Raw genomic sequence first — 17,326 nt, 5'->3', positions numbered from 1 at the left:
ATTTTATCATTGGAAGAATGGCGATTTCATGCCGCAAAAATAATCAAATCTTAGAAAAGGAATCCTTATTTTGTCATTGTTATTTCTTGCATTGGAGTTGTTGTTATTTGTGTAACCGCCGGCAAAAATTCCTGTATAAATTTAGTGATATGCGGAATATTCATCAGCTGAAATTCATCTGACGGATGATGATAAAATTCGAAATTCTCAAAATCAAAAGTACTTATGGACTGACACGGTTTTTTGAATGCTTCATAAAAAGAATAATTATCAGAACGGTAAAAAAGTTCATATTCGGCTTCTTTTGGAAGAAAGCCAATTGTATTCTTTCCGGTGTACTGATTAATCCTTTCGGCCATATTTGATTTATCAAAACCTGTTATGTAAGCAAGATAATCACGTTTCATGGGTACACCCACCATCTCAATATTGAGCTGGGCATATAAATTAAAATCTTTCTTTTTAAGTTTTTGCACTAAACTTTTAGAACCTAACAACCCTTTTTCTTCTCCGGCAAAAAACACAAACAGAATGCTCCTTTTATTCGATTTTATCTTTGCAAAATATTTAGCCATTTCTGCAACTACGGTTACTCCGGAAGCATCATCGTTCGCACCGTTATTAATCATATCACCCTGCTTGTTTTTAAGCACACCAATATGATCATAATGTGCACTTAAAACGACAAATTCTTTTTTGAGTTCCGGATCGCTTCCTTCTAAATATCCCACAATATTATAGGCCGGCGACTTAAAATTCGTAAGCGTATCACGATACGTACTGAAATAAGGCTTTACGTTGTTGTTCTTAAAAAAATTCTCTAGAAAAACGGCTGCTTTTTCAATACCGTTCGTTCCTGTCTCTCTTCCTTCGAGTTCATCAGAAGAAAGATATTTTAAAAAATCTGAGACCTCATTCTGCTGAACTATATAATTGGTTTCAACAGCTGTTTCTTTGGAAACTTTTTCTCCAACTGATGAAAGAGTAGATTTGCAGCCTAATAAAATTAATGAAACAAGAATGTATATATTTTTCATAAAAAAAGAAATTAGATTAGTGTCGTTAAGGCAAAACTTCTGACTGTTAAAAAATAATCATAAAAAAACCTCTCAAATCTAAAAAATCCGAAAGGGTTAATAATTATAAAAAAAAACCGCTATTGTGCAATAACGGATCTTGAAATCACAATTTTCTGAATCTCTGAAGTTCCTTCGTAAATCTGAGTGATTTTCGCATCACGCATCATACGCTCTACATGGTATTCTTTTACATAACCATTCCCACCGTGAATCTGAACTGCTTCTACGGCTGTATCCATTGCTACCTGCGAAGCAAATAATTTAGCCATCGCACCGCTTACATCATAATTCTTATGCTGGTCTTTGTCCCAGGCTGCTTTCATACACAAATGGCGTGCAGCTTCAATGTTAACTGCCATATCTGCCAGTTTAAAAGCAATCGCCTGATGATTGCAGATTTCGGTACCAAAAGCTTTACGCTCTTTGGAATATTTTAAAGCCAGCTCATAAGCCCCTGAAGCGATTCCCAAAGCCTGAGAAGCGATTCCGATACGGCCTCCGGCAAGGGTTTTCATGGCAAATTTAAATCCGAATCCGTCTTCACCGATTCTGTTTTCTTTCGGAACCTTAACATCGCTGAACATTAATGAATGTGTATCTGAGCCACGAATCCCCATTTTTTGCTCTTTTGGTCCAACCGAAAACCCCGGCATATCTTTGGTCATAATCAGGACATTTATTCCTTTATGCTTTAATTCAGGATGCGTTTGTGCAATAACTAAATAAACAGAAGCCGTATTCCCGTTTGTAATCCAGTTTTTTGTACCATTTACCAGATAGTGATCCCCCATATCGATAGCAGTTGTTTTTTGCGAAGTGGCGTCACTACCTGCTTCTGGCTCGCTCAAGCAAAATGCCCCATGAATTTCTCCTGAAGCCAGACCTGGCAAATATTTTTGTTTTTGCTCCTCGGTTCCAAATTCCTGTAATCCCCAGCAAACTAAAGAATTATTTACAGACATCACTACCGAAGCCGATGCATCAACTTTAGAAATTTCTTCCATCGCAATTACATACGAAATTGTATCCAGCCCGCTGCCTCCGTATTTTGGATCAACCATCATCCCCATGAACCCTAACTCACCCATCTTTTTTATCTGTTCGGCCGGAAAAATTTGCTTTTCATCTCTTTCAATTACACCAGGCAAAAGCTCATTTTGAGCAAAATCTCTTGCAGCCTGTTGAATCATTAAATGCTCTTCTGTTAGATTAAAATCCATAATAGTGGTTCTTTAGTTGTTAAAAATGCTTTCGTTATCCTTAAAAGAAAAGAAGCTTTCCAAAGATAAATTTTAAATACCAAATAACAATGCATGCATAGTATTTTAAGTTTTAATCCGAAAAAACTATAACGTTTTCGTTTTAACTCTAAACTAAAACTAATAAAATCTGAATATTACAATATATTATTCAAAAGTTAAGCATAAAGTTATAGATAACAAAAGTTAAAACATAGCCCTTTACAGATTTCCCACACCATAGTTACTACATAGTAAATCAACGATAAAATTACTCTTACTAATTTGATTTTTAATTCAGTATGTTTTAGAAACCACAGAAAATATCATAAAAACTTATCGTTTAAAACACTATTTTTTTGCAGATTAGCAGTATTTTTGTAAAAAACAAAAACACTAAAAAAACAATTATTTAAGAAAGACTATGAAAAAGATTTTACTAATACTCACGATTTTTTTATGCCTACCATTATCTCTATCCGCGCAATCTCATATTGATATAAACGGCGTTACTGTTCCACGAAAAATTGAGGTTTTGAATAAAACTTTGCAACTTAATGGGGCTGGCGGTAGATCAAAAATGTGGATGGAGGTATATGTACAGGCTTTGTATCTGTCACAATTAACACAGGATGCTCAATTTATTATGGAGAGCGATACCGACATGGCTATCAGAATCGAAATTACTTCATCTATGGTTTCTGCCAACAAATTAGGCAAAGCAATGGATACAGGATTTGAAAAATCTGCAGCAGATAAGCTTCAGGCATTAAAACCAAGGATTGAGCAGCTAAAAACACTTTTAAGTGATAAGATTACAGAAAAAGATGTTTTTATATTAGCGTATAATCCTTTGGATCAAACTATAAATGTTTTCAAAAACGAATCATTAAAAGGAAAAATTCCAGGGTTTGATTTCAAAAAAGCATTGTTCGGAATCTGGCTATCAGACAAACCCGTTGACGAAACGTTAAAGAAAAACTTATTGGGGCAATAATGACCTGATTTCTAGAATTTTTAAAGCCGAAGACAAATAGTTTTCGGCTTTCTTTTTTTCAATAATAAAATTGACACAAAATACATTATTCGCATTATTCTATTTTATACATTTACAAAAACTAAACATACTTTAACGAAATGAAAGATTTATTGCAACAATTCGAAAATAAAGACCCTGAAATTGTTTTCAACTGGAAAGATTCCGAAACAGAAGCCGAAGGCTGGACGGTCATTAATTCACTTCGAGGAGGAGCTGCCGGAGGCGGTACCAGAATGAGAAAAGGCCTTGACATGAACGAGGTTTTATCATTAGCAAAAACAATGGAAGTAAAATTCTCAGTCTCAGGTCCTGCAATTGGAGGCGCTAAATCCGGAATTAATTTTGACCCGAACGATCCGCGTAAAAAAGGCGTTTTGCAGCGCTGGTATAAAGCCGTTTCTCCTTTATTAAAAAGCTATTACGGAACCGGTGGTGATTTAAATGTTGATGAAATTCATGAAGTGATTCCGATGACGGAAGAGTGTGGCGTATGGCATCCGCAGGAAGGCGTTTTTAACGGACACTTTAAACCAACAGAAGCTGATAAAATCAACCGAATTGGTCAATTACGCCAAGGCGTTATAAAAGTGATCGAAAATCCTAAGTTCTCTCCTGATGTAACCCGAAAATATACCGTAGCAGATATGATTACCGGTTTCGGCGTTGCTGAAGCTGTTCGTCATTTTTACGCAACTTACGGCGGTGATATCAAAGGCAAAAAGGCAATTGTACAAGGATTTGGGAATGTGGGTTCAGCCGCTGCTTTTTATTTAGCTGAAATGGGTGCGAAAGTAATTGGTATCATTGACCGTGACGGAGGTTTAATCAAAGAAGAAGGTTTTACTTTTGAAGAAATCAGAACTTTGTTTTTAAATAAAGACGGAAACAAATTAATCGCCGATAATATGATTCCGTTTGAAGAAATCAATTCAAAAATCTGGACGATTGGCGCTGAAATTTTCACGCCTTGTGCCGCTTCGAGACTGGTAACTCAAACACAAATAGAAAATTTAATTGCAAATGGTCTGGAAGTCATTTCATGCGGAGCAAATGTTCCTTTTGCAGATAAGGAAATTTTCTTCGGATCGATTATGGAAGAAGTAGACCGAAAAGTAAGTTTGATCCCTGATTTTATTTCGAATTGTGGAATGGCGAGGGTTTTTGCTTATTTTATGGAGAAAAAAGTTCAAATGACTGATGAAGCGATCTTTAATGATACTTCAGAAATTATTAAAAATGCGATTGTAAAGGCTCATGCTTTAAATCCGTCAAAAACCAATATCAGTGCAACTGCTTTCGAGATTGCATTGAAACAGTTAGTGTAATTTCTTTATACTATAATTTTAAACGGGCCAAAATAATTTGGCTCGTTTTTTTTGCCACAGATTAGTTTGATTAAAAAGATTTTTAAAAATTCTAACTGAAGTTTCACGCAGATTTTAAACAGATTTAAGCAAATTCAGGCAGATTTAACTTTTACAATTATTGATCAAAAAATCAAAAAAAATAAATCTACTGAAATCTGCTAAATCTGCGTGCAAAAAAACTTGTGCCCTTTTCGTAGACCTTAGCGACCTTTCGGTTAAATTTTCCACTTACACTCTCAACAATTTTTACTACTTTTAAGCGTTTTTATTAAATACAATTACAAATTCAGAATCAAAATGACTTCTACCGATTCTTCAGATAAAAAGAAATCATTATTAATCTCTACAGCTATATATGCAGTATTATTGCTGTTGCTTTTTTTTATACGTTTCTGGCCACCTTATAATCCTGAAAATAATGTAGCACTTGCTGAAGGTGGCGGTGGTGTAACTGTAAATTTTGGAGACAGTGATTTGGGCTCTGGTGCGAATTATAAAAGTGAAGTTCTGGATGTAAAGAACAATGTTAAAGCGGCTCCGGCAAAAGCAACTCCCGAAGAAGAGGCAATCATTACTCAGGAAAACACAACCGCAGATAACGATGTTGTTATTCCAACAAAAGAAAAGCCTAAAAAGCCTGTTCCGGTAGAAAAACCGGTTACAAAACCTGTTCCTGAAAAACCTAAAGTATCGAATTCTACCAATGATGCGTTATCGAGTATTTTAAAAGGTTCAAACAAAGGCGGGGACGGCGATGATAAAGTAGCAGGAAACAAAGGAAAAGCAAACGGTAGCCTAAGTTCTGGCGGTTATTATGGAAGCGGTGGTTCCGGTGGAGGAACAGGCGGAGGCAACGGAACCGGAAATGGTATTGGAACCGGAAGCGGTTACGGAGCGGGAAGCGGAGGAGGTTCCGGTGGCGGATCGGGATATTCTTTAGGAAACCGAAAAGCCTTATCTAAACCAGCTCCAAAATATACCTGTGACGAGGCAGGAAAAGTAGTCGTTGAAGTCACAGTAGATCAAAGCGGAAGAACAATTAGTGCTATACCTGGAATTAAAGGAACAACCAATTTAGCCAGATGTTTATTAGATCAGGCAAAAATTGCTGCGATGAATACCAAATGGGATGCTGATAGCAATGCTCCTGCGAAACAAGTAGGTAAGATTATTTATAATTTTAGTTTGAATTAGAACACGGATTTCACTAATTTGCACAAATAAAAAAGGCTTTCTGAAAATGATTGGAGAGCCTTTTTTATGTTTTTTTGTCATTTCGACGAAGGAGAAATCACACTCGTAGTTCGACAAAGATTGGAGATTTACTTTGCGGAGTTTCTTGTGTGATTTCTCCTCTGTCGAAATGACAAGATTGTGGTATTTTCCCACGCGTGAGGGATTACTTCACTTAATCTTTATTTTCATCCGAGTTCAGTGAACTTCGTTTGCAGCAAACTACCAAAGTAGTGCGAATAGCCCGACCTGAATAAAAAAATGGCCGAATCAACATCCTGCTGATTAGCCCATTTTTTTATTGTGGTCACGCCCAAATGATTCTTTTACTTCGGACTAGTAGCAATTACAAATTTCAGATTGTTCTTCACTCCTATCTGCAATACATCAACCAAATCCTGCACCTGAAGATTAAACGGAATGCGAACAACAACGGTTTGTTCCTTGTTATCTCCAATTTTAGACATCAGGCTGGTTTCTAATTCTTCAAAAGCAACCGGCTGTTTATCGATGTAGAATTTTTTATCTTCGGTAACTGATAAGCTGATGAGCTGTTTATTTGTTTTTTCGTTTGATTTTGCTTTTGGCAATGTCATTTTAATCACATTCGGATTTGCAAGCGTTGAAATAATCAGGAAAAACAACAGCAGGAAAAACATAATATCACTTAACGAAGAAGTCGCCACCTCAGCATGAAATCTTCTTTTTCTCTTGATTGACATAGCTTATGCTCTTTGGATTATATTGACAAATTCTAATATTTGCTTTTGGATTTTCAAGGCAAAATCATCAATTTTACCATTCAGTATATGGTATCCACTGTAAGCTATAATACCTACAATAAGCCCTGCTCCACTACTGATCATTTTTTCGTATAAACCACCGGAAATGTTTCCGATACTGATGTTTTCTGTTACCGAAATGCTGTAAAAAATCTTGATTACACCCGAAATGGTTCCAACAAATCCAAGTGTTGGTGCAACACCTGCAATAAGACCAAGATGCCCTAAACGGCTTTCCATTTCGCCAATCTCAATATCAGCAGCACGATCCATATTCGATTCGATTTCTGCAATTGGACGCCCGATAACCAAAACGCCTTCTTTTAAAATATTTCCAGATGCCGTATTGCTTCTTTCTACAATAGATCGGGCCAGTTCAATATTTCCGGCATGCAGTTTATCTCCCACATCCTGCATTAAACGGTTGTCTATTTTGGATGCCTTTGCAATGTATAAATAACGCTCAATGATAACGTAAATGGTATAAAACAATAAAATTGCAATTGGGATCAGAAATACACCTCCTTTTAAAATAAATCCTAAAACTGAAATTTCTGTAGTGGGTGCAACTTGTTCGATAACTACGTTAGATGCGGCGTTTGCGATGGTATCTGTTTGTAATTGAATGAAGCTAAACATATATTAATTCTGGTTTATAATAATTAATTCTAAAAAATATTTGAAATTTGCAATAAAGATAATTTTCACTCTACTATTAAACTAATAAAATCGAAAATTATTTCAATTAACCGCTATTTTATTCGAAAATGAACTATCAGGAAACTACGAATTGGATGTTTAATCAATTGCCCATGTATCAGCTTCAGGGAGCTTCAGCGTACAAAGAAGATTTAACCAATATCAGACTGCTGGCGGCGCATTTGGGTAATCCGCAGAATAGTTTAAAATGTATTCATGTGGGAGGAACCAACGGTAAAGGTTCTACTTCGCATATGCTGGCTTCGGTTTTGCAGGAAACGGGATATAAAGTTGGCTTGTACACTTCACCACACCTGAAAGATTTTAGAGAAAGGATTAAAATAAACGGAAAAGAAATTCCGGAAGATTTTGTGATTGAATTTATTGCAAAACACAAAGATTTCTTTGAAGCAAACGATATGAGTTTTTTCGAAATGACGGTGGGTCTGGCATTTGATTATTTCGATTCTGAAAAAGTTGACATTGCCGTTATAGAAGTTGGTTTAGGCGGAAGACTGGATGCTACGAATATCATAACACCTCTGATTTCGGTAATTACCAATATTGGTTTAGATCATACCCAGTTTTTAGGAAACACACTGGAGGCTATTGCTGGAGAAAAAGCCGGGATTATCAAACCAAACATCCCGGTGGTTATTGGCGAATATACAGATGAAACCAAGCCTGTTTTTTTAACTAAAGCCGAAGAAAACAACGCTCCGATTTCTTTCGCATCAGACTTAATTGATCAGATTTACTTATCTGACCTAATTGGCGATTATCAGTTTCACAATAAAAAAACAGTTCAGCAGGCAATTTCTATTTTAAATAATCAGACTGATTTTAAAATTTCGACCGAACAATTGAAAGAAGGTTTATTGCATGTTGTCAAAAATACAGGTCTGCAGGGAAGATGGCAGCAACTGGGCGAAAATCCTAAAATCATCTGCGACACAGCACATAACAAACATGGGCTGACAGTTGTTATGAACCAGCTTCAAAATGAAAAGTATGAAAAACTGCATATTGTTTTGGGTGTTGTGAATGATAAAGACTTGGATGCTATTCTGCCCTTATTCCCAAAGGAGGCACAGTATTATTTCTGCAGCCCAAATTCGTCAAGAGGTTTTCCTGCGGAAACCTTAAAAAATGCAGCGAAGAAATTTGGCTTAGAAGGCGAAAAATACGATTCGGTTGCAATCGCTTTCTCGGAAGCAAAGAAAAATGCTACCGAAAATCATTTTATTTATGTGGGAGGAAGCACTTTTGTAGTTGCTGAACTGCCTTTGAATTAAAAAAAGTTCTTTTTTGTCTAAAAAGTTTAGAAAAACACTTTTAATAACAAATTCATAAACAAGGAGATAAAATTTATTTTAAAAAAAGTTTTATTTTTTAATTGATTTTCTTTGCACAACTCAAAAACTACCGTATATTTGCACTCGCAATCACAAAATGATAGCAACCTAGTAAAATAGGGCGATTAGCTCAGCTGGTTCAGAGCACCTCGTTTACACCGAGGGGGTCGGGGGTTCGAACCCCTCATCGCCCACCAAAAACTCCTTAAGAAATTAAGGAGTTTTTTTTATGCCGTTTTCATTTAGCTCTAAAATGGGATCAAAGCGGATCAAAGCAAAAACCTGGGATCAAAGCAAAAACCTGTGGGGATGCAAAAATTAAGCATAAATATTAGTTAGCCTAAAAAGGAAGTATTCTATATTTCTAACACCTCTAAATTTTGATCTAAATGCTTTTATTTTAGCATTGAATGATTCTGCAGAAGCATTAGTACTTCTGTTATCAAAATAATTTAAGATGGTTTGATAATGATTCATAATTGTACGAGAGATTGTACCGAAAGACTTAAATCCAGATTGATCTACTTTTTCATGCCATCTGGCTAATTTTGCAAAACCAATGATTTTATCGGTTGTATTCTCAAAGATGCCACGGAGCTCTTGAGTTAGATTGTATCCTTTTTGAATATCAGGATATAACTCAAATAGTAAGGCAGCACGTTCTATTTGATTTTGAGTCCATTTCGATTTGGATTTATACAAGAAATAGCGACTCCTCGCTAGTAATTGCTTAAGGGTATCCCCATTTGAAAGTGTTTTAGATTCGAAATTGACTTTTAACTTTTTGGCTTTTTCAATAGCATCATTTTCTTGATCAATGGCTTGCCAACGATATTTAATCCTGATTTCCTGCAGGGCTTCTGCAGCTAGCTTTTGAACATGGAATCGGTCTGTAACTCGAGTAGCATTAGCAAAACACTTTTTAGCTATCAATCCCATATTCCCGGCCATATCCAGAGTAATTTCCTTGACTAGATTCCGCTGTTTAAGAGGAATTTTTTCAATAACACCAATAACTGTTTCTGCTTTAGTTCCTGCAATCATAGCCACTATAGTTCCTTTTCTACCTTTACCGGATTTGTTGGTTAAAATAGTATAGAGTTCGCCATTTGAAAGTGAGGTTTCGTCTATTGATAAACGCTTTCCAATATTTTGTGGAAAAAGAAGCCATTTTTTAGCATGTGATATTTGATCCCAAACTTTGAAATCACTTAGAAAATCTTTGTATTGACATTGCAGGTTTCTACCAGAAACTCCATAGAAAGAGGCAATGGTATTGCAATCATTTGGACTGGAATCTATTGATCTCTTTTAAAAAAGACGCAAACTCCTGGGTTACACGAGTTCCGTCTGCTACTAAATTCCAATCTCTAAAAACGATCTTTCGAGTATCTTCATTAAGCCATCTTCTGCGAGTGATGTGAAGATATACTTGGTGTCCACGGATAGGAAAATCCTGAACCGTTATCTCTTCGAAGAATCCTTTTGAGCTTAATTTTGATTCTCTGTATTCTTTAGGTATCGAATTAATCTCTTTTAAATACAGATGGAGTGTTTCATCTTTCTTTTTATAAGAAGTAAGTTCGAAGTAGTCTACTATTATCTCAGGTAATAACAACTTAAGGATATCGATAAAAGAATCTTGCATTGGGGGATAGATTGAACATACAAATATCTGGATTTTAATATTTCCCCACAACAATATGTTATGATCTTTGATATATCGGCAAACATAGCTGAATTTAAGATTCAAACAGAAAAAGAAAATATAGAACGCGAAAAACAGGATTTAGCACAAAAACAAAAATCAAAGGAGATAAATAAAAATATTGCAAGAACAACTTTGCGGGGTATAAATTTTTTAGTGGATTTATTTGTTGTTATAGTTTTGTATCTTTTTACCATTTTTATAATAAAAAATACAACCAATATTATAAGCCCAAGAGAAATTATTTTAATAAACAGAACGACACTTTTTTGCGTTTTTATCTTTTACTTTATAATTGCCGAAACTATTTTTCAAAAAACTATCGGAAAACTATTGACCAAAACCAAGGTGATAGACTTACAAGGCGGAAAACCAAATTTTCTAAAAATAACTACAAGGACATTCAGTCGATTAATTCCATTAGACGGAATTTCTTATCTGTATACAATTAATGGCTTTCACGACAAAATAGCTAAAACAGTTGTAGTTACCGATAAATACCCAAATTAATCCCCACCACAGCCTCCACAGGAACTGCCGCAAGAGCTCCCACACGAACTTCCACAGGATGATCCTCCATCAGAGCCTGAATTTCTGTCCACATACCCCGTTAACGGAACAAAAGAACTCGCTAATATTATATTACCATATAGAAAATAGTTCCATTGCCAGTCTTTTTCAGTTTCGGTATTTATCTTATCCTCTTTGAAAGATTGCGGAATTGTCTTGCTAAACAGGTAATTTATTATTTTATTTAAATAAAAATTGGAGATTATTACGAAGGCAAAAAATACAAAAACGAGGAAAGTTACTGGCTTATCCCTTGAAATTCCGGAAATAAGCCGGCTAAAACCGATGCTTAAAATGAGTCCCAAAATCAGCATCGCAATATTTACGATCTGTATAAATTGTTTAGAATCAGTGATTTTTTGTCTAATCATGCCAACTGCTTTTTCAATCTGCCCAAATATTGGTTTTTGTGCTATTATTTTACACAATTGTGGATAATGCATTGGCTCATATTCTTTCATGATTTCAATAACACAATTTTCGTATTTATCACCGGTTAAATTTTCATCAATCAGATTTAATCTGTTATTCCCTAAAACCTCAATTTTCTTATTCGTGATTAAATTATTTACAACACCATGAATAACAAATTTCAACTTATTATTTTGAAGAAAAACAAGTTCAAAAGGGGTAAGATTTCCTAAAATTGGATTTGATTTTATATTTTCATAAAATGACTTGAAGGCAGTTTTTACAAAACGCATCAGCAAAACAATTACAGCCACAAACAATAAAATATAAAAGATCAAAAAATCAGGATTCTGGATTTCTATTAAAACCGGTTTGATAAGGCAATAAATGGGAAAAATAAGAACTGTAAATAATCCTAAAAATACTTTTTTAAGTCTGCCAATCTCAATCCTGCTATTCTCCAGATTGAAAGAATCCATTTCATTTGAATATTCCCAAATTTCTTTTGGCTGCTTTCCGAAATTCTGTTCATACAATTCCTTTGTCCTTTCTTTCGCTTTATGGAATTTTTCTGCCTCTGATCGATTGTGAGTTGACGGAATATGCTCAATTCTTTTAGACAGAAGAGTACAGAAATCAGAATAGGAAGTGGTAAAAATTAAGTGCTGGTGCCAGACAACATCTACAATTTCTGATGGCGAAACCATTTCATTGGCTACAGCTGCGAGATACATGAATTTTTTATATTCGATAATGGCTGTTTTCGCAAAATAAATTGTCCATTTATTTTCAAATGCGAGCCTTGTCAAAAATCCATATTCGTCGTTCGGATTATCTAATTCAAACTTTAAAACTTCTTCCCAAAGTATTGCATTCATCAATATTATGTGTTTTTCTATCTGCTAATATATAATTAATTTTACTACAAAAATAAATTACTTATTGCATAGAAATTCATTAAACAATACTTTCAAAAAACAGTTTCTAATTTTGCATCATCACGGATATATCATCAAAAATATAAAAGCAAACAGATTTACCAGAAGAACTACTCCGTAAACAATATTCGATTTTCCTTTGCTCAATGACAACATTACAGTAAATACCGACAATGCCAACAAAACAATAGATTTAATATCAAGTCCGAGAATAATTGGCATATCCATCATAATGCAAACTGCAGCAACACTTGGAATAGTTAATCCGATACTTGCCAGAGCAGAACCCAAAGCTAGATTTAAACTCGTTTGCAATCTGTTTTTTCTTGCCGCTATGATAGCTGCAATTGCTTCTGGAAGCAAAATTATGGCAGCAATAACAACTCCTACCAATGCTTTTGGCAAACTATAACTCACAATAATACTTTCAATTGTTGGGGATAATGTTTTTGCCAATAAGACCACGATTCCTAAGCTTATTAAAAGAAAAACAAGACTTGTGTAAAACGTCTTGTTATTGATTATAACAGGCTTGGCCATGGTTTCATTTTCATCATCTCCAATAGTTAGGAAATACTGCCTATATCTTGTCGTTTGCGCAAATAGAAAAGAGCCATAAATAACAAGGCAGGCTCCCGAGGCAAAAACAAGTTGCGGCATGGAATAATAAGAACCATGCACACTTTCAGTAAACGTTGGAAAGACTAATGTAAATACAATAATAGATACAAGTGAAACCAAACCAATGGTTACAGAAGAAGTAGAAAAATTTTGTTCGTAATGCTTAAGACCGCCAATAAAAAGGCATAATCCAATGATGCCATTTAGAATAAGCATTGTCGCAGCATAGACAGTATCTCTTGCTAACGATGCTGCTTCGGATCCTTCAGACAGCATCAAAGAAACAATAATGGAGACTTCAATAACTGTTATCGAAATAGCCAAAATAATAGTCCCATAAGGCTCTCCCACTCTTTCCGCTATTATTTCAGAATGGTGTACGGCAGACATAACACTAAGAATAAGCAAGATACTTGCTACAATTTGAAAAAAGCTGCTCCCATCAACAAGTCCGCTAAAAAAAAGAATCCACGATATTATCGGAATGATGATTGTCCACTGAAGTAATTGTTTCATTTCGTATATTTTTAATATTCAATTGTATGATCTAATCCGTTTTTTGTGTTCCCCCAATATAAGACTTTTATTTTTAAATCATGCTGCCATCATAAGGACAAATTCGATATATTTGATTCTATTAACAATCTAATGAGTAAAAAATATGAAAAAAAACAACGATTTAGGATTATTGATTCTCCGTATCACAATTAGCGTTTTAATGTTCTTGCATGGTATTTCGAAATTTGGAGGAAGTTTAGAATTCATTAAATCGATGCTTACTGAAAAAGGCATTCCTGAGTTTATTGCATATGGGGTATTGGTAGGAGAAATACTGGCGCCTATCGCTATTTTAATTGGTTTCAGAACCAGAATTGCAGCTGCAATATATGCTTTCAATTGTTTGGTTGCCATTTTGATTGCCCACAGTTCTGAACTATTTTCTATGGGAGAACACGGAGGATGGGCTTTAGAATTACTTGGTCTTTATTTATTTGGTGCCCTGACTTTATTCTTTACAGGAGCAGGCAACATTGCGGTTTCAAAAAGCAGTCAATGGGATTAATACTATTACTTAAATAATATTTTATAAAGTGCATAAATTACAAAACCTCCTAAGTCATTGATTTAGGAGGTTTTCTTTTAAGATTTGTAATTTAGTTCTTTTACATCTTATCGAGCGTTATTTTCATTTCTTTACTTTCTAATATGAGTTTATCACCTGTAATGGTGCTTTCACATGGATAAGGCGTTCCTGTTTCATCTTTGATGACCAGACTCTTTCCCCCTTTTGTTAAAGCATAAGTACCATCTGTTATTTCACTCTGTAAAAAACCTGTCACGTGACCATCTTTTGTGAAGGTTAACTTTCCATTAGCCAAAATTTCAGTTTTTACAGAATCAGAGAGCGGCATCTTTGCTTCTACTGCGGTAATTTTCCAGGAGTTCACCAGTTTATTACGCCCGTTGCATGAAACCATTAATACGGCTAATAATACAATACCATAAATAAATAGGTTAGATTTTTTCATGATTTTAGATTTATAGGTTAAACAGCAAACAAGTTACAAAAAAAACAAATCCAAAATATTTAAAATCAACTATTTACTATAAAAACAAAACGCAAGATCTTTTTTTAAAGAACAACTAAGCTTCAATTAAACTTAAAAATATCTTCATATTTCAGATAACTTTTCCTGCTTATAACATATAAGGGTGTTCCATTTTCATCCTTGATTAGGCCTACACTTTCATCATCTGATTTAGGGAAATTAATCTGGTATCTTCTTCCGTCAGACAATTGGATTCCGTAAGTAGAAACTGCGTTTTCAATTTGTACAGAATTCTGACTATACTCCAATTTTTCTTTTTTGCCGGAACTTTTCCTAACCGTAAAATCTTTTGCATTAAAGAACAATTCAAATTTTTCACCTTTGGCATCTGTTGCTTTCCAGTAACCGCGATAGGTATCTGAACCACTGCATGCTGTTAAAATCACGGCTAAAATTCCAAACAGGGCTATACTAATTTTCTTCATCGAATTTGTTTAATTATCCTGGTTTAAGGACTGTATACTTTTTATTCTTATTCCAAAAAAACAATCATCCATGCAGCCTTTTGGTACATAGCCGCAAGTAGAAATCAGTCCATTGTTTTTTGATTCAAAATATACTGCAACATCTTTCTTTTTAATAAGCCATTCTTTTTCTGCCATGTTATAGATTTGATCTAATGTCAAAGCATCTGAAGCACCTGAATTTTCATGACTGTTTATTTGATTTTCTTCTTCAGTCCATTCTAATGGAATGTTATCCGGAATATTTTCAGTATTTCCAATATATTTAAAATGGCGCTGGATTACTTTTCCGTTTGATACAGTTATTGTAGTTTCCCAGCTATAATCCAGAAAAACACTACCTTCCGCCACTATATACTTATAGGAGTTATTTGACGATGCTTTGAAATCCAGCCACGTTTTTTGGCTTTTTTGGAAATCATTCTGATAGTTTAATTCATCGTCTGATGAGCAGGAAAACACGAAACAACTGATTAGTACTAGTGCAATACAGTAAATTTTGGTTTTCATAATTTTGAGGTTATAGTTCACATAGATAGATGATAATCAAAGTATTTAGTTGCGTTGTTTTGGTAAATTATCTGCTTAAAAGTTACAAATCATAATATTTAGAAACAACAATAACAACACTCAAATCTATATCTAAATCAAGAATATGTTTTTATTTTATTAAAATTCTAAATTTTGTTTCAACCCAAATTTTCTCCTGAAAACCAATCATCATAAGGGATGGAATGGCATCCTTTTGTTTCCTTCTTTAGGAAACAAAAGATATAATGGACAGCCTCCCGATAGCTATCGGGACAAGCTATATGCCCAAATTATAAAAATGAATTAAAAAAACGCCATCTCAAATAGCGCTTTTGATTTTCTAATGTGTATCGAGAGTAGTTTCATCTTCGGGATTGCCTATTTTTCGCCAGTAGTTAGCCAATAGCGAGCCGGAAACATTCATCCAGGGACTAAATACTGCTGACGCAAGGCCAACTGTTGCCAATTTGCCCATGGAGCCGGCAAGTCCCGAAGCCATTCCGCCGTTTTGAAGACCAACTTCGAAAGCGATGGTCTGGCTGCTTTTTTTGTCGAGACCGCTTAACCTGCTGAGCCAATACCCAAAAAAATAGCCTGCTCCGTTGTGCAGAACTGAAGCCAGGAAAAGCAAAAATCCGATCTGAATAAGATTATCTCTTCCGGCAGCCGTCGTGACCAATGTAAAATAAATGATTCCGAACATTGAGAAATACGGCATAATTGCATCAATTTTTGGATAAATTTTATACAATAAATGATACAACACCCCTACAACAAAAGCGCCACAAATGAAATTTACGATTTCTAAAACATGAGCTAATGCAGTGTCTTCGACTATAGCTAATGAACCCTGAAGGAAGATAACAACAACCAGCCAAATCGTCGAAATTATAATCAAAACATATATTCTTCTTTTTGCGACAGTTCCATAGTTTTTCAGAATATCGTGAATCATGGCTGCAGCCAAAGGGACAAGCACAATTTTGATAATTTCCATCATCATATTGAAAAAATGCACCTCAACCAGAGTTCCTGCAAAAATTTTCATCAAAAACGGTGTCATTATTGGTGCTGCCAAAGTTGACATTGCCGTTACTGTTACAGACAAAACAAGATTCCCTTTAGCGATATAGGTCATCACATTTGAAGCCAGTCCACTGCTGCAAGAACCGATCAGAATAATTCCGGCAGCGATTTCGGGTTCAAAAGCAAAGGTTTTGGCGATTACAAAACCCATAACAGGCATGATGGTAAAATGCCCCAGCAAACCAATCAAAACACCTTTGCCCGATTTTCGGATACCAGTAAAATCTTCGATACTCATCTGAGTTCCCATTCCGAACATTACGAGCTGAATGATAATCAGAATAAGCCATTTGTTTCGCATATCGAAACTGCCTACATGGAGAAAAAAATCAGGATAAATCAATCCTGCACAAACTGCTGTAATAATCCAAAAAGTATATTGATAACCGCTTATTATTTTCACATGTCCTGCTCCAATGGCAATACTTGAAAATCCAAGGATTAAACCTAATTTCCAGATGATTTCCGTTTGCTGCAGCCAGCCAAAACCGGCGACAATAAAAAATATCGGGGCAGCCCAAAGAAAATATTTTCGCATACAATAATTATTAAAATGTTATTAGCAAACCATATACGTGATAGAAGTTCATTTAAG

At 35.0% G+C, this 17,326-nt stretch carries 18 protein-coding genes and 1 tRNA gene; 7 read left to right on the top strand and 12 right to left on the bottom strand.

Features of this window, described 5'->3' with window-relative positions; all coding sequences use genetic code 11:
* Window positions 1-65: 65 nt before the first annotated feature.
* Window positions 66-1,037, bottom strand: a complete 972-nt coding sequence (locus ACNC7R_RS02925) for a M20/M25/M40 family metallo-hydrolase (RefSeq protein ID WP_417939518.1) — start codon at window positions 1,035-1,037, stop codon at window positions 66-68.
* Window positions 1,038-1,156: 119 nt separating this feature from the next.
* Complete coding sequence (locus ACNC7R_RS02920) at window positions 1,157-2,299, bottom strand: acyl-CoA dehydrogenase (RefSeq protein ID WP_417939517.1); 1,143 nt, start codon at window positions 2,297-2,299, stop codon at window positions 1,157-1,159.
* Window positions 2,300-2,741: 442 nt separating this feature from the next.
* Between ACNC7R_RS02920 and ACNC7R_RS02915 the strand changes: the two genes are divergently transcribed.
* The 3 genes from ACNC7R_RS02915 to ACNC7R_RS02905 all read left to right on the top strand — a co-directional run bounded on the left by ACNC7R_RS02915 (window position 2,742) and on the right by ACNC7R_RS02905 (window position 5,917).
* Complete coding sequence (locus ACNC7R_RS02915) at window positions 2,742-3,314, top strand: chalcone isomerase family protein (RefSeq protein ID WP_417939516.1); 573 nt, start codon at window positions 2,742-2,744, stop codon at window positions 3,312-3,314.
* A gap of 140 nt (window positions 3,315-3,454) precedes the next feature.
* Complete coding sequence (locus tag ACNC7R_RS02910; RefSeq protein WP_417939515.1) at window positions 3,455-4,681, top strand: Glu/Leu/Phe/Val dehydrogenase dimerization domain-containing protein; 1,227 nt, start codon at window positions 3,455-3,457, stop codon at window positions 4,679-4,681.
* A gap of 339 nt (window positions 4,682-5,020) precedes the next feature.
* Window positions 5,021-5,917 carry an energy transducer TonB gene (locus ACNC7R_RS02905; protein WP_417939514.1) on the top strand — a complete coding sequence of 299 codons (897 nt, stop codon included), beginning with the start codon at window positions 5,021-5,023 and terminating at the stop codon, window positions 5,915-5,917.
* Between the two features lie 365 nt (window positions 5,918-6,282).
* Here ACNC7R_RS02905 and ACNC7R_RS02900 read toward each other — a convergent pair whose 3' ends face one another.
* Both ACNC7R_RS02900 and ACNC7R_RS02895 read right to left on the bottom strand, forming a co-directional pair.
* Window positions 6,283-6,678 (bottom strand): ExbD/TolR family protein, encoded by a 396-nt coding sequence (locus tag ACNC7R_RS02900; protein WP_163399608.1) that lies wholly within the window; start codon window positions 6,676-6,678, stop codon window positions 6,283-6,285.
* Window positions 6,679-6,681: 3 nt separating this feature from the next.
* Window positions 6,682-7,377, bottom strand: coding sequence for a MotA/TolQ/ExbB proton channel family protein (locus ACNC7R_RS02895; RefSeq protein ID WP_417939513.1), 696 nt, complete (start codon window positions 7,375-7,377; stop codon window positions 6,682-6,684).
* Window positions 7,378-7,505: 128 nt separating this feature from the next.
* On the opposite strand from ACNC7R_RS02895, the gene ACNC7R_RS02890 reads away from it, so the two are divergent.
* On the top strand, window positions 7,506-8,732 hold the full coding sequence (locus ACNC7R_RS02890) for a bifunctional folylpolyglutamate synthase/dihydrofolate synthase (protein WP_417939512.1): 1,227 nt from the start codon (window positions 7,506-7,508) through the stop codon (window positions 8,730-8,732).
* Between the two features lie 179 nt (window positions 8,733-8,911).
* Window positions 8,912-8,989 (top strand) — tRNA-Val (locus ACNC7R_RS02885).
* Window positions 8,990-9,110: 121 nt separating this feature from the next.
* Here the strand turns inward: ACNC7R_RS02885 and ACNC7R_RS02880 are convergent.
* On the bottom strand, window positions 9,111-9,884 hold the full coding sequence (locus ACNC7R_RS02880; protein ID WP_417943123.1) for an ISL3 family transposase: 774 nt from the start codon (window positions 9,882-9,884) through the stop codon (window positions 9,111-9,113).
* Window positions 9,885-10,074: 190 nt separating this feature from the next.
* Entirely contained in the window at window positions 10,075-10,440 is a 366-nt protein-coding gene (locus ACNC7R_RS02875) for a transposase (RefSeq protein WP_417939511.1), read from the bottom strand.
* A gap of 60 nt (window positions 10,441-10,500) precedes the next feature.
* Between ACNC7R_RS02875 and ACNC7R_RS02870 the strand changes: the two genes are divergently transcribed.
* Window positions 10,501-11,010: an RDD family protein gene (locus ACNC7R_RS02870; protein ID WP_417939510.1), complete on the top strand. Its 510-nt coding sequence runs from the start codon at window positions 10,501-10,503 to the stop codon at window positions 11,008-11,010.
* Here the strand turns inward: ACNC7R_RS02870 and ACNC7R_RS02865 are convergent.
* Together ACNC7R_RS02865 and ACNC7R_RS02860 are read right to left on the bottom strand one after the other, a co-directional pair.
* Window positions 11,007-12,359 (bottom strand): glycine-rich domain-containing protein, encoded by a 1,353-nt coding sequence (locus ACNC7R_RS02865; RefSeq protein ID WP_417939509.1) that lies wholly within the window; start codon window positions 12,357-12,359, stop codon window positions 11,007-11,009. The two genes, ACNC7R_RS02870 and ACNC7R_RS02865, sit on opposite strands and share 4 nt — an antisense overlap.
* Window positions 12,360-12,479: 120 nt before the next feature.
* Window positions 12,480-13,556, bottom strand: a complete 1,077-nt coding sequence (locus tag ACNC7R_RS02860) for a calcium:proton antiporter (protein ID WP_417939508.1) — start codon at window positions 13,554-13,556, stop codon at window positions 12,480-12,482.
* Between the two features lie 145 nt (window positions 13,557-13,701).
* On the opposite strand from ACNC7R_RS02860, the gene ACNC7R_RS02855 reads away from it, so the two are divergent.
* The gene (locus tag ACNC7R_RS02855; protein ID WP_417939507.1) at window positions 13,702-14,103 is read left to right on the top strand and encodes a DoxX family protein; all 402 of its coding nucleotides are present in this window, start codon (window positions 13,702-13,704) and stop codon (window positions 14,101-14,103) included.
* A 100-nt stretch (window positions 14,104-14,203) separates the two neighbouring features.
* On the opposite strand, the gene ACNC7R_RS02850 is transcribed toward ACNC7R_RS02855, so the two are convergent.
* From ACNC7R_RS02850 to ACNC7R_RS02835, 4 genes are all read right to left on the bottom strand, one after another.
* The gene (locus tag ACNC7R_RS02850) at window positions 14,204-14,569 is read right to left on the bottom strand and encodes a hypothetical protein (protein WP_417939506.1); all 366 of its coding nucleotides are present in this window, start codon (window positions 14,567-14,569) and stop codon (window positions 14,204-14,206) included.
* A 122-nt stretch (window positions 14,570-14,691) separates the two neighbouring features.
* Window positions 14,692-15,075 carry a hypothetical protein gene (locus tag ACNC7R_RS02845; RefSeq protein WP_417939505.1) on the bottom strand — a complete coding sequence of 128 codons (384 nt, stop codon included), beginning with the start codon at window positions 15,073-15,075 and terminating at the stop codon, window positions 14,692-14,694.
* A gap of 9 nt (window positions 15,076-15,084) precedes the next feature.
* A complete protein-coding gene (locus ACNC7R_RS02840; protein WP_417939504.1) occupies window positions 15,085-15,624 on the bottom strand; it encodes a hypothetical protein in 540 nt (179 codons plus the stop codon).
* Between the two features lie 361 nt (window positions 15,625-15,985).
* Window positions 15,986-17,269, bottom strand: coding sequence for a bile acid:sodium symporter family protein (locus ACNC7R_RS02835; RefSeq protein WP_417939503.1), 1,284 nt, complete (start codon window positions 17,267-17,269; stop codon window positions 15,986-15,988).
* Window positions 17,270-17,326: the final 57 nt, after the last annotated feature.

The sequence above is a fragment of the Flavobacterium adiutor genome (genome assembly GCF_048282555.1).
GTDB lineage: Bacteria > Bacteroidota > Bacteroidia > Flavobacteriales > Flavobacteriaceae > Flavobacterium.
This window is presented reverse-complemented; position numbering and strand designations above follow the sequence as displayed.

Bases quoted from the DNA above. Each gene is read 5' to 3' on its own strand.
- ACNC7R_RS02845 (WP_417939505.1), bottom strand. From the start codon at position 15,075: ATGAAGAAAATTAGTATAGCCCTGTTTGGAATTTTAGCCGTGATTTTA.
- ACNC7R_RS02910 (WP_417939515.1), top strand. From the start codon at position 3,455: ATGAAAGATTTATTGCAACAATTCGAAAATAAAGACCCTGAAATTGTT.
- ACNC7R_RS02835 (WP_417939503.1), bottom strand. From the start codon at position 17,269: ATGCGAAAATATTTTCTTTGGGCTGCCCCGATATTTTTTATTGTCGCC.
- ACNC7R_RS02850 (WP_417939506.1), bottom strand. From the start codon at position 14,569: ATGAAAAAATCTAACCTATTTATTTATGGTATTGTATTATTAGCCGTA.
- ACNC7R_RS02920 (WP_417939517.1), bottom strand. From the start codon at position 2,299: ATGGATTTTAATCTAACAGAAGAGCATTTAATGATTCAACAGGCTGCA.
- ACNC7R_RS02860 (WP_417939508.1), bottom strand. From the start codon at position 13,556: ATGAAACAATTACTTCAGTGGACAATCATCATTCCGATAATATCGTGG.
- ACNC7R_RS02890 (WP_417939512.1), top strand. From the start codon at position 7,506: ATGAACTATCAGGAAACTACGAATTGGATGTTTAATCAATTGCCCATG.
- ACNC7R_RS02855 (WP_417939507.1), top strand. From the start codon at position 13,702: ATGAAAAAAAACAACGATTTAGGATTATTGATTCTCCGTATCACAATT.
- ACNC7R_RS02905 (WP_417939514.1), top strand. From the start codon at position 5,021: ATGACTTCTACCGATTCTTCAGATAAAAAGAAATCATTATTAATCTCT.
- ACNC7R_RS02895 (WP_417939513.1), bottom strand. From the start codon at position 7,377: ATGTTTAGCTTCATTCAATTACAAACAGATACCATCGCAAACGCCGCA.
- ACNC7R_RS02900 (WP_163399608.1), bottom strand. From the start codon at position 6,678: ATGTCAATCAAGAGAAAAAGAAGATTTCATGCTGAGGTGGCGACTTCT.
- ACNC7R_RS02840 (WP_417939504.1), bottom strand. From the start codon at position 15,624: ATGAAAACCAAAATTTACTGTATTGCACTAGTACTAATCAGTTGTTTC.
- ACNC7R_RS02870 (WP_417939510.1), top strand. From the start codon at position 10,501: ATGATCTTTGATATATCGGCAAACATAGCTGAATTTAAGATTCAAACA.
- ACNC7R_RS02875 (WP_417939511.1), bottom strand. From the start codon at position 10,440: ATGCAAGATTCTTTTATCGATATCCTTAAGTTGTTATTACCTGAGATA.
- ACNC7R_RS02925 (WP_417939518.1), bottom strand. From the start codon at position 1,037: ATGAAAAATATATACATTCTTGTTTCATTAATTTTATTAGGCTGCAAA.
- ACNC7R_RS02865 (WP_417939509.1), bottom strand. From the start codon at position 12,359: ATGAATGCAATACTTTGGGAAGAAGTTTTAAAGTTTGAATTAGATAAT.
- ACNC7R_RS02915 (WP_417939516.1), top strand. From the start codon at position 2,742: ATGAAAAAGATTTTACTAATACTCACGATTTTTTTATGCCTACCATTA.